Raw genomic sequence first — 11,808 nt, 5'->3', positions numbered from 1 at the left:
GGCTCAGCTGTGGTCGCGGCCGCCGCCGAACCAGACGAGGCCGAGGAGCAGGAAGAGGAGGAACGCCAGCACGCCGCCACCGATGAACCACGGGTTCACGGCGGGCTCGCCGTGCTCCTCCGCGGCGCGGGCGACAAGGAGGGCGACCTGGCTGATCTGGCTGAGCATGACGGCATGCTATCGAAAGACCGGCGCCCGGGATCCATCGCGGGGTCTCGTGACGCTCGCTGCGCGAGCGCGCCGAGCCGGATGACTCAGTGAACCGCGAAGTCGACGCCCAGGAACAGCAGGGTGAAGCGCACCGTGCGGCCGAGGAAGACGGTGGGCACGAACACCCACATCGGCATCTTCAGGATCCCGCCGATGGCCGCCATTGCGAGCAGCGGCGGGATGCCGGCGGAGGCGGCGAGGAACATGATCGCGGCGGCGTACCAGGGACGGCCCTGCATCCGCTGCATCCACTTGTCGTAGGACGCCTTGATCTTGGGGCCGGAGAGCTTCTTCTGGGCCCACTTCGACTCCGAGCCGCGACGGGCGGCCTCGTAGACGATCACCTTGCCGACGGTGGCGCCGGCACCGGCGGCGATGCCGAGCGAGATGGCGGTCGCCGTACCGGCCTCGGCGGCGCCGGCCCCGAGGATGTAGACCTCGATGGGCAGGAACGGGAGAAGGGCGGACGCGATGCTGAAGGCGAACGTCGTCAGCCACAGGATCATGCTGCCGGGGCCCCTTCGGGGCGGGCTTCGCGCGTCGGCACCGGCAGCCCGAGCTGGAGCAGCCAGCGCAGCGAGACGCACTTGAGCACGAGCAGCCCGATCGCGATGACCGTGCCGAGCCAGACCCACCCGCTGACCAGCAGGATGACGGCGAAGGCGCCGGAGTTGGCGGCCTTGCCGATGCGCGACCAGTTCCACAGGTAGATCCGGCGGTCGATCACGTGGAAGTAGTTGGGGCTTCGGATCGGCCAGGCGAGGAAGGCCAGCGACAGGTACATGTCGATGACCATGAACTCGAACAGGTAGATCGCGATCGGGATCCCGATCCACTTCATCGGCTCGTCGCTGATCCAGCCGCCCGGCTGCAGCCACACCAGCCCGACGTACAGCGCACCGCAGCTGAGGCGGTCGCACATCATGTCGACGACCGCGCCCATCCGGGTCTCGCAGTCGCGCCAGCGCGCCCACTCGCCGTCGATGCTGTCGCCGACCCAGTAGGTGACCAGGCCGACCACGATCAGGGTCAGGCTGTGGTCGTACGCCGCCCACACCGCGATCGCGAGCGTGATGACGGTGCGGATGAACGTGATCACGGTCGCCCCGGTGAAGAGACGCTCGACCGACGGGTCGGCGTAGATCCGGTCCGGGGAGCCTGCCATGCCGCGAAACCTACCCCGTTGCCGGAAGTGTCCTGACGCCAGACCCCCTGTGACTCGCAGGGATTCACCGACCGTCCACCTGGCGCTCCTAGCCTGGATCCGTGGCTGGCCACCTACTACGCGACACCGCCCATCCACGCATCCAGGCGGCCTCGACATCGTGATCTGGCTGGCGGTGGTGTTCGCGCTCGCGAGCGCGCTGACGACGGCCGTGTCGACCTCGACCCAGCACCTCGCCGCGCCGCGCGCCCCGTTGGTGGCACTGCTGCTGGCGGCGGTGCTCGGTCCCGTCGGCTTCACCTTCCACGTGCTCGCGCTCGACCACGGCCCGATCGGGCTGGTCCAGCCGATCGCGATCCTGGGGATCGTCCTCGCGGTGCCGCTCCGCGCGGCGCTGGCCCGGACCCGGCCCGGTCGCGGCGAAGTGGTCGCGGTGGCGGTGACGGCGCTCGCGATCGCCGCGCTGCTGCTGGCCACCGACGCACGCGAGAGCGCCGCGCCCCTCGATGCCGGGCAGCTGGTCGTCGCGGTCGGCGCCTGCGCGGTGGTGGCGGTGCTGCTCATCGCGGTGGCGGGCGGCGTACGGCACCCGACGGGCCGGGCGTTCCTGCTGGGCAGCGCGTCGGGGGTGCTGTTCGCGCTGATGTCCGTCCTCGTCGAGGCGGACCGGCTGTACGTCGTGCTCGCGGTCTGCGGCGTCGGCGGGGTGGTCGTCAACCAGCTCGCCTACCGGGCCGCGCGCCTCTCGGCGTCGATGCCGGTGCTCAACGTCGTCAATTGCCTGCTCACGCTGGGTTTCGCGCACCTCGTGCTCGGCGAGGTGCCCCACCGGACGCCGGTCTCGACCGCGGTGTCGGTCCTCGCGATCGCCGCGATGGCGTGGGGGTTGTGGAGGCTGGCGTCAGCGGACGTGGCCGTCGCCGATGACGACGTACTTGGTCGAGGTCATCTCCGGCAGGCCCATCGGGCCGCGGGCGTGCAGCTTCTGGGTGCTGATCCCGATCTCGGCGCCGAAGCCGAACTCGCCGCCGTCGGTGAACCGGGTCGACGCGTTGACCAGCACCGCGGCTGAGTCGACCTCGGCCACGAAGCGGCGCGAAGCGGCGAGGTCCTCGGTGACGATCGCGTCGGAGTGACCGCTCGACCAGGTGCGGATGTGCTCCAGCGCCCTGTCGAGGTCGGGTACGACGCGCGCGGCGATGTCGAGTGAGAGGTACTCGGTCGCCCAGTCCTCGTCGGTGGCCGCGACGACGCCGTCGAGGGCGCCGAAGGCGGCGTCGCCGTGGATCGTCACGTCGGCCTCCTGCAGCGCGGCGACGACGCGCGGCAGGAACTCCCCCGCGACGTCGGCGTGCACGAGCAGCGACTCGGCGGCGTTGCAGACGCTGGTGCGGTGCGTCTTGGCGTTGAGCACGATGGCGAGCGCCTTGTCGAGGTCGGCCGCCCGGTCGACGTAGACGTGGCAGTTGCCGACGCCGGTCTCGATCACGGGGACCGTGGACTCGTTGACGACCGACTGGATCAGGCCCGCTCCCCCGCGCGGGATGAGCACGTCGACCTGGCCACGCGCGCGCATCAGCGCCTTGACGCTGTCGTGGGTGTCGCCGGGGACCAGTTGGACGACGTCGGCCTCGAGGCCGGACGCGGAGACCGCGTCCCGCAGCACGGCCACGATGGCAGCGTTGCTCGAGCGGGCCGAGGACGAGCCGCGCAGCAGGACGGCGTTGCCGGACTTGAGGCAGATGCCCGCGGCGTCGGCGGTCACATTGGGCCGGGCCTCGTAGATCATGCCGACCACGCCGAACGGGACTCGCACCTGCCGCAGCTCGAGGCCGTTGGCCAGCACGCTGCCGCGCACCACCTCGCCGACCGGGTCGGCCAGCCCGGCGACCTCGCGCAGCCCCTGGGCCATGCCCTCGAGGCGCTCGGTGGTGAGACGGAGCCGGTCGATGATGTTGGGCGGCGTGCCGTCGGCCTCGGCGCGGGCGACGTCCTCGGCGTTGCCGGCGAGGATCTCGTCGGCACGGGCCAGCAGGGCGTCGGCCATGGCGTGGAGCGTGGCGTCCTTCTGGGAACGCGTCGCGAGCGCCAGCGAGCGGCTGGCGACCCGGGCGCGCTGGGCGACCTCGCGGACCTCGACCTCGGCTGTCATGGCACCAAGTCTAGAGAGGGTCAGCGACAGGGCCGCGACGTCGGCCGGATGCCGGGCCGGTGGGTGATCCGGGTGCTGGCGAACATCTTCTGCCACTGGGTGTCGTACGCCGCGACCGCGGCCGGGTCGTGCACCTCGAAGGTCACCTCGTCGCTGCTCAGGCCCGGCGGCGACCAGTTCTCCGAGCCGGTCCAGACCACCTGGGTGCCGGCGCCACGGAAGGTGCCGTCGACGGTGACGTACTTGAGGTGGGAGTAGCAGCGGGCCCCGAAGACCATCTCGTCGCCGGCGGTCGACAGCTTCTCGCCCCAGTCCCAGTCGGCGATCCGGACCGGGATGCCGGCCTTCTGCAGGATCTTCACGACCGGCCCGCTCACGACCGAGCCCACGACGGCGATGTCGCAGCCCTCGGCCCGCATCGAGGCGAGCTCGCGGGCCAGCGCCTCGCCGCGCCCGGCGTACCAGGCGTACATGTTGACCCGCACCACGCTGTGTCCCTGCCCGTCGCCGAAGCCGCCGGGCGCGGCGCAGTCCACCCGGCGCAGCCGCCGCAGCTGGGGGTCACCGGTCGCCGCCCGTGCGACCCGGACCCGCTGGAAGTCGGCGCCGACGGTCTCGCTGTCGTACTCCAGGTGCCGGGGCTCGGCCGTCCGGTCGCGCTTGAGCTGCTCGAACACCTGGGTCCACGCAGCGAACAGCGCGTCGTCGTTGCTGAAGGTGAGCGCGTCGTTCCACTGGCCCGCCGCGGCGCCGTACCCGAGGTTGCTCGAGCTGCTGATCACCACGGAACGGGCCGCGCCGGACTGGCTGAACGAGTAGACCTTCATGTGCAGGTTGCCGGTGCGCGAGCCGTTGCGGCAGGCACTGGTGCAGATGTGGAGGAAGCTCTCGGCCTTGCGGTTGGCGCCGAGCCGCGCCCGGAGCCCGCGGATGGTCCGGCCGACGATGTTGTCGTTGACGACGATCTGCACGTGGACGCCGCGCTTGTGCGCCTTGAGCAGCAGCCGAGCGGTGTCGTTGCGGTCGATGTTGTACGTCGCGATCCGGATCGTCGAGCCCGGCGGGGCGTGCCGGATGGCCGCATGCACCTGCCGGACCACCTTGGTGCGCGCCTTGAAGCCGCCCATCGGGTTGTTGAACGTCGGCCCGGTCGTGGGCTGCCAGGTGTCGTCCGCGGTGGCCGCGGGCACGGGTGCGACGAGCAGGGTGGCGAGCACCAGGAGCAGCGCGGCGACGGTCTTCACGCGAAGAACACTAAGCCACTTGACTTAATCGACCAAAGTGTGGGGGTGAAAAGCAGCGCGGGACGCCGTACCGGAGTACGACGTCCCGCGGCCGGGTGAGCGGCTGGCTCAGCCCTTGCGCTTCTCGATCTCCGCGGTCACGGCCGGGAGGACGGTGTGGAGGTCACCCACGACGCCGAAGTCGACGAGCTCGAAGATCGGCGCCTCCTCGTCCTTGTTGACCGCCACGATGGTCTTCGAGGTCTGCATGCCGGCGCGGTGCTGGATCGCACCGGAGATGCCGTTGGCGACGTAGAGCTGCGGCGAGACGACCTTGCCGGTCTGGCCGACCTGGAAGGTGTGCGGCTTCCAGCCGGAGTCGACGGCGGCACGCGAGGCGCCGACGGCGGCACCGAGCGCGTCGGCGAGGCCCTCGACCGCGGTGAAGTCACCGCCGGTGCCACGACCACCGGAGACCACGATCGCGGCCTCGGTGAGCTCGGGGCGACCGGTGGCCTGGCGCGGCTGCGCGGCGACGATCTGGGCGGTCTTGGCGCCGTCGGAGATCGCGGCGGCGAACTGCTCGACGGCACCGGCGCCCGCGCCCTCCTCCGGGGCGGCGGCATTGGGCTTGACCGCGATGATCGGCGTGCCCTTGACGACCTTGGCGTCGACGGTGAAGTTGCCGGCGAAGACCGACTGGGTGGTGACGATGTCGTCACCGTTCACCTGGACGTCGACGGCGTCGGTGATCAGGCCCGAGGAGAGCTTGATCGCGAGGCGGCCGGCGATCTCCTTGCCCTCGGCCGAGGCCGGGATCAGGATCGCGGCGGGCGAGGTCTTCTCGGCGAGCTGCTGGAGCACCTCGGCCTTGGGGGCCACGAGGTAGCCCTTGATCTCGGCGTCGTCGACGACGTAGACCTTGTCGGCGCCATACGCCTTGACGGCGTCGGCGGCGGCAGCGGCCTTGTCGGCGCCGCCGATGAAGACGGCCGAGGGGGAACCGATGCGCTTGGCGATCGCGAGCAGCTCGTAGGTGGGCTTGCGGACCGCGCCGTCGACGTGGTCGACCAGAACGAGAACTTCAGACATGACTAACCGATCTCCTCTGGGGCTCTCAGATGAACTTCTTCGACGCGAGGAACTCGACCAGCGCAGTGGCGCCCGATCCGTCCTCGTCCTTGACGATCTCACCGGCGGTGCGCGCGGGGCGGGCGGTCACGTTGTCGACCTTCGTCCACGCGGCGTCGAGGCCGACCTCGGAGGCGTCCACGCCGATGTCGGCGAGGGTCAGCGACTCGAGCGGCTTCTTCTTCGCGGCCATGATGCCCTTGAAGGACGGGTAGCGAGCCTCGCCCGACTGGTCGGTGACCGAGAGGACCAGCGGCAGGGTGCCGCCGACGACCTCGGTGGCGGTGTCGCCGTCACGCTTGATGCGGACCTGGTCGCCCTGGGTCTCGACGACGGCCGCGAGGGTGACCTGCGGCAGGCCGAGGCGCTCGGCGAGCATCGCCGGGACGACGCTCAGGCCACCGTCGGTCGACGCGAGGCCACCGACGACGAGCTCCGGGACGCCGATCTTCTCGATCGCCTTGGCGAGCACCAGCGAGGTCGCCACGGCGTCGGAGCCGGCGATCGCGTCGTCCTGCACGTGGACGGCCTTGTCGGCACCCATCTGCAGCGCCTTGCGGACAGCGGCCTCGGCCTCGGCCGGACCGACGGTCAGCGCGGTGACGGTGATCTCCTCGTCGGCGCGCTTCTCCTTGATCTGGAGAGCCTGCTCGACGGCGTACTCGTCGAGCTCGGAGAGGAGACCGTCGACGCCGACGCGGTCGACAGTGTTGTCCGCCTCGAACTTCCGGTCACCCGTGGCGTCGGGGACGTACTTCACAAGGACGACAATGTTGGAGAGAGTCATGGTTGTGGCCGGACCGGCCCCTTCCTGTGCAACGTGAGCCCTGCCGCGTGATCGGGCAGGGAACAGCTCTGGTCCGCTGAGGACAGCGTCTCGCAGGCTACCGCCCGGTCACCAACGACGGGAACCTCGTCCACGTGGCGTCCGCCACAGGGAACCCGCCGGGGTCAGGGCCGGATGATCCGCTCGAGCACGCGCCCGACGACGAGGTAGACGACCGAGGCGAGGCCGTAGTTGAACAGCGCGGTCTTGACCACGGCGTTCTTGCCGGCGAACGCCTTCACCGGGTTGTCGAGGTCGAAGAAGCCCAGGTCGAAGACGTCGGCGAGGTCGCGGACCACCTTGACCAGGCTGTTCTTGTCGTTGGCCTCGAGCGCATAGGTGAACGCCGCGATCGCCAGGACCAGGGCGAGCGCCATGCACACCATCCACACGACGCGGGCGATGTTGTCGCGGACGCGGGCGGCGGTCAGCGAGCGGGTCGCCGCGGGCGTCGTCCGGCCGTGCTGGTCGGTGGCGCCGTCGGCCGTCGTGTTGTTGTCGTCACTCTTGCTCACCGGGCTCACCGCCCCTCGAAGGTGGCCTTGCCCGGGCCGTTCTCGATGAAGGACCGCATGCCGGTGCGGCTGTCCTCGGTGGCGAAGATCGCCGCGAAGCTGTGCCGCTCGACCTGCAGGCCGGTCTCGAGGTCGACCTCGAGACCGCGGTCCACGCTCTCCTTGATCGCCCGCAGCGCGTACGGCGCCGCGGTGGCGAACGTCGACGCCCAGGCCACGGCCTCGGCGTACACGTCGGCAGCGGGGACGACACGGTCGACCAGACCGATCGCCAGCGCCTCCTCGGCCTTCACGAACCGCCCGGTGTAGAGCAGGTCCTTGGCCTTGCTGGGCCCGACCAGCCGGGGCAGCCGCTGGGTGCCGCCGGCACCCGGGATGATGCCGAGCAGGACCTCGGGCTGGCCGAGGACCGCGTTCTCCGCGGCGAAGCGCACGTCGGCGGCGAGCGCGAGCTCGCAGCCACCGCCGAGGGCGTAGCCGTTGACGGCCGCCACGACCGGCTTGGGGATCCGGGCCACCGCGTTGACGGCGTCCTGCAGCCTCTGCACGCGGTCGACCATGTCCGTGTAGGACATGTCGGCCATCTCCTTGACATCGTTGCCGGCGGCGAACACCTTCTCGCCACCCCACACGACGACCGCACGGACGTCGCTGCGGTCGGTCGCCTCGGCGGCAGCGAGCGCCAGCTCGTCCTGGACCTGGATGCTGATCGCGTTCATCGCCTTGGCCCGGTCGAGCCGAATGGTCCCGACGCCGTCGGCGACCTCCAAGCGCACGAACTCCGCAGTCATCTGCTCCCTCTCGTCACGGCGTACCGGGGCCCCGTTCTTGGGTCGGGACCCCGTCCCCGCCCCGCATTCTGCCGCGTCCGGACCGGCCGGGTCACCTGAACCCGGCACCTCGGCGCGCCGCAGGCACAATGGGGCGGGTGACCCCCGGCCTCTGGCGCACCCTCGGAGAGCGGGCCCCGGTGTGGCCCGGACGCAACTGGCCCCTCGGCGCGACCTGGTCGCCCGAGGCCACCAACTTCGCCGTGCACTCCCCCGCGGCGAGCGCCGTGTGGCTGTGCCTGTACGACGACGAGGCCGGCGAGCGCCGGCTGCCGCTGACCGAGCAGTCCCTCGGCATCTGGCACGGCGCCGTCCCCGACATCGCTCCGGGCACCCGCTACGGATTCCGGGTCGAGGGGCCGTGGAAGCCCGAGGAGGGCCTGCGCTTCGACCCGGACACGCTGCTGCTCGACCCCTACGGCCTGGCCGTGGCCGGCACCGAGGGCGACGCGCAGAGCGTGGTCGTGGACCCGGCGTTCGACTGGGGCGACGACACCCCGATGCGGCGGCGCTGGCGTGACACCGTGATCTACGAGCTGCACGTCAAGGGCTACACGAAGCTGCACGACCGGATCCCTTCCGAGCTGAGGGGGACGTACGCCGGGCTCGGACACCCGGTCGTGACGCAGTACCTCCAGGACCTCGGCGTAACCGCGGTCGAGCTGCTGCCGGTGCAGCAGTTCTTCTCCGAGCCGGCGCTGCTGGAGCGCGGGAGCGTGAACTACTGGGGCTACAACCCGATCGGCTACTTCGCGCCCGAAGCGTCGTACTCCTCGTCCGGCGACCGGGGCGGACAGGTCGCCGAGTTCAAGCAGATGGTGCGCTCGCTGCACGCCGCGGGCATCGAGGTGATCCTCGACGTCGTCTACAACCACACCGCCGAGGCGGGGGCCGAGGGGCCGACGTACTCATTCCGTGGGCTCGACGACCGCGGCTTCTACCGCCGGGTCCCGACGTCCGAGGGGTACGACGACACCTACTGGGACGTCACCGGCTGCGGCAACACGGTCGACTCCGAGGACCCGCTGGCGCTGCGGCTGATCCTCGACTCGCTGCGCTACTGGGTCACCGAGATGCACGTCGACGGCTTCCGGTTCGACCTGATGTCGGCACTGACCCGCACCGCCGGGCCCGACGCGATCCCCGTCGACATGGCCTGCAAGCTGCTGATCGCGATCGGCCAGGATCCCGTGCTGCGCCACGTGAAGCTCATCGCCGAGCCGTGGGACACCTCGATGGACGGCTACCTCGTCGGGGGGATGCCGCCGCCGTGGGTGGAGTGGAACGACCAGTACCGCGACACGATCCGCGACTTCTGGCGCGGCCACTCCGACGGCACCCACGCCGTCGCCACCCGGCTGGCGGGCTCCTCGGACCTGTACGCCGACGACGGCCGCTCGGCGTACAACTCGGTCAACTTCGTCACCGCGCACGACGGGTTCACGGTGCGCGACCTGGTGTCGTACGACACCAAGCACAACGAGGCGAACGGCGAGGACAACCGCGACGGCACCGACAACAACCGCTCGTGGAACCACGGCGTCGAGGGCGAGACCTCGGACCCCGAGGTGGTCGCGCTGCGGCGACGCCAGGCGGCGAACCTGATGGCGACGCTGTGCCTGTCGAACGGCGTGCCGATGCTGACCGCGGGCGACGAGCGCGGTCGCACCCAGGGCGGCAACAACAACGCCTACTGCCAGGACAACGAGATCTCCTGGGTCGACTGGCGCGCCGACGACGCGTGGCTCGACGTCTACGAGGTGACCCGGGCGGCGCTGCGGCTGCGCCGCGAGCACCACGCGCTGCGGCAGCGGCACTGGTTCGAGGGCCGTCCAGCCATCGTCGGCGGCCCCAAGGACCTGGCCTGGTTGCACCCGTCGGGGCGCGAGATGACCGACGAGGACTGGTACGACTCGACGTTGCGGACCATCGGGATGTTCGTGTCCGGGCGCCCGCTGCGCGAGCCGGGGCCGCACGGCGAGCAGCAGATCGACACCTCGTTCCTGATCTGGTTCCACGCCGGAGCCGACCCGGTCGAGGTGCACCTGCCCGACAACGACTGGGTGCACGCCGGCGCGGTCGTGCTCTCGACCGACCCGGAACTGCCCGCCGGCACCGAGGTGGCGGTCGGCGGGGTCGTGCGCATCGGCGCGCGATCGGTGGTGGTGATGCAGGAGGACTCCTGAGCCTGGCTGAGCCGCGATGGCCTAGGTTGTGGTCACCGTCACACCTATCTCGGGAGGTCACCCATGCCTCGATCCAGGACCGTCCTCGGCGCCACACTGGCGTCGCTGGTCGCCATCGGGCTCACCGTCACCGCCGGCGTCGTACCGGCCACGTCCACCCCGCCCTCACCGGGCTCGTCCGCGGCGGCACTGTCCGTCGCGGGCCGCGCACCGGACACCGAGGGCGACATCCTCGACCGGGTCCGGAGCCTGCGCGGCGTCACCTCGGTCACCGAGGCGGCCGCACCGGCCGGCTACCGGTTCTTCAAGATCACCTTCCGGCAGCCGGTCGACCACCGCCACCCGGAAGCCGGCACGTTCGAGCAGCGGCTGACCCTGCTGCACAAGGACACCAGCCGTCCGATGGTGATGTACACCAGCGGCTACAACGTCTCGCAGAACCCCAGCCGCAGCGAGCCGACGCAGATCGTCGACGGCAACCAGCTGAGCATGGAGTACCGCTTCTTCGAGCCGTCGATCCCCGACTCCCCGGACTGGCCACGGCAGCTGACGATCTGGCAGGCCGCCTCCGACCAGCACCGGATCATCCGCGCGTTCCAGCGGATCTACCGGGAGAGCTGGATCACCACCGGCGGCTCCAAGGGCGGCATGACGGCGACGTACCACCGCCGCTTCTTCCCCGACGACGTCGACGGGACGGTGCCGTACGTCGCGCCGAACGACGTCGACAACGACCACGACGCCTACAACGAGTTCCTGGCGAACGTCGGCACCGACCCGCAGTGCCGGGCCGCCCTCACCGCCGTCCAGCGGCGGATCCTCGGGCCCGACCGGGCCTGGTTCCTCGAGCGCACCCGGGCCGACGCCGAGGCGAGCGGTGACACCTGGGAGGTGCTGGGCAGCCTCGACCGCGGCATGGAGACCGCGGTCGTCGACCTGTACTTCACCTTCTGGCAGTACTCCCCGCAGTCCGCGTGCGCCGACGTACCCGGTCCCGAGGCCACCAACGAGGAGGTCTGGGCCTGGACCCAGGGCGTGGTGCCGCTGACCGGCTATCTCGACCAGGGCCTGCTCGGGACGCTCGCGTACTACTACCAGGCGGCCTACCAGCTCGGCTGGTACGAGGCCTACGAGGCGCCGCTGGCCGACGTCCTCCAGCACCCGGGCGGCTGGGGCGGGGCGAACTTCGTGCCCGAGGAGCTCAAGCCGATCGCGTTCGACCGCCGGGCGATGGCCGACATCGACCGCTGGGTGCGGACCCGGTCGACCGAGATGCTCTACGTGTACGGCGGCAACGACCCTTGGGGCGCAGAGGCGTTCGAGTGCGGGCGGCGCGCGGTCCAGCGGGAGTGCTCGGTGCACGTCGTCGCGGGTGGCACCCACGGCGCCCGGATCGCCCAGCTGCCCGAGGCGGAGCGGCTCGCGGCGACGGCGCAGATCCTCGCGTGGGCCGGGCTCGGCCCGGACGACCGCGCGGCGAAGGAGGTCGCCGCGGACGGGCGCCCCGCCCACGTCACCGGCCTCGACCGGCGCCCGGACTACCTGCGCCCGCCCGGGCGCTGACGCCTCG

Annotated in this window: 11 protein-coding genes; 2 read left to right on the top strand and 9 right to left on the bottom strand. The window is 71.1% G+C overall.

The window, feature by feature from the left end:
• Positions 1 to 3: 3 nt before the first annotated feature.
• The 9 genes from QI633_RS08900 to QI633_RS08860 form a co-directional block, all read right to left on the bottom strand.
• On the bottom strand, positions 4 to 168 hold the full coding sequence (locus QI633_RS08900; RefSeq protein WP_174245230.1) for a hypothetical protein: 165 nt from the start codon (positions 166 to 168) through the stop codon (positions 4 to 6).
• Between the two features lie 86 nt (positions 169 to 254).
• Entirely contained in the window at positions 255 to 716 is a 462-nt protein-coding gene (locus QI633_RS08895) for a VTT domain-containing protein (protein WP_141799495.1), read from the bottom strand.
• On the bottom strand, positions 713 to 1,375 hold the full coding sequence (locus QI633_RS08890) for a CDP-alcohol phosphatidyltransferase family protein (RefSeq protein WP_282428726.1): 663 nt from the start codon (positions 1,373 to 1,375) through the stop codon (positions 713 to 715). The genes QI633_RS08895 and QI633_RS08890 overlap by 4 nt, the downstream gene beginning before the upstream one ends.
• 901 nt (positions 1,376 to 2,276) lie before the next feature.
• Positions 2,277 to 3,527 carry a glutamate-5-semialdehyde dehydrogenase gene (locus QI633_RS08885; protein ID WP_282428725.1) on the bottom strand — a complete coding sequence of 417 codons (1,251 nt, stop codon included), beginning with the start codon at positions 3,525 to 3,527 and terminating at the stop codon, positions 2,277 to 2,279.
• 20 nt (positions 3,528 to 3,547) lie between these two features.
• Positions 3,548 to 4,771, bottom strand: a complete 1,224-nt coding sequence (locus tag QI633_RS08880; protein WP_141799498.1) for a phospholipase D-like domain-containing protein — start codon at positions 4,769 to 4,771, stop codon at positions 3,548 to 3,550.
• Positions 4,772 to 4,879: 108 nt separating this feature from the next.
• Entirely contained in the window at positions 4,880 to 5,842 is a 963-nt protein-coding gene (locus QI633_RS08875) for an electron transfer flavoprotein subunit alpha/FixB family protein (RefSeq protein ID WP_282428724.1), read from the bottom strand.
• A gap of 25 nt (positions 5,843 to 5,867) precedes the next feature.
• Entirely contained in the window at positions 5,868 to 6,668 is an 801-nt protein-coding gene (locus QI633_RS08870; protein WP_141799500.1) for an electron transfer flavoprotein subunit beta/FixA family protein, read from the bottom strand.
• Positions 6,669 to 6,832: 164 nt separating this feature from the next.
• The gene (locus QI633_RS08865; protein WP_260806084.1) at positions 6,833 to 7,222 is read right to left on the bottom strand and encodes a hypothetical protein; all 390 of its coding nucleotides are present in this window, start codon (positions 7,220 to 7,222) and stop codon (positions 6,833 to 6,835) included.
• A gap of 5 nt (positions 7,223 to 7,227) precedes the next feature.
• Entirely contained in the window at positions 7,228 to 8,013 is a 786-nt protein-coding gene (locus QI633_RS08860) for an enoyl-CoA hydratase-related protein (RefSeq protein ID WP_141799501.1), read from the bottom strand.
• A 137-nt stretch (positions 8,014 to 8,150) separates the two neighbouring features.
• Here QI633_RS08860 and glgX point away from each other — a divergent pair, with 137 nt between their 5' ends.
• Positions 8,151 to 10,238 carry a glycogen debranching protein GlgX gene (gene glgX / locus QI633_RS08855; protein ID WP_282428723.1) on the top strand — a complete coding sequence of 696 codons (2,088 nt, stop codon included), beginning with the start codon at positions 8,151 to 8,153 and terminating at the stop codon, positions 10,236 to 10,238.
• A 63-nt stretch (positions 10,239 to 10,301) separates the two neighbouring features.
• Positions 10,302 to 11,801, top strand: a complete 1,500-nt coding sequence (locus tag QI633_RS08850) for a S28 family serine protease (protein ID WP_282428722.1) — start codon at positions 10,302 to 10,304, stop codon at positions 11,799 to 11,801.
• Positions 11,802 to 11,808 lie beyond the last annotated feature (7 nt).

The sequence above is a fragment of the Nocardioides sp. QY071 genome (assembly GCF_029961765.1).
Lineage (GTDB): Bacteria > Actinomycetota > Actinomycetes > Propionibacteriales > Nocardioidaceae > Nocardioides.
Note: the sequence above shows the minus strand (reverse complement) of the source record. Positions and strands in the feature narration are given on the sequence as shown.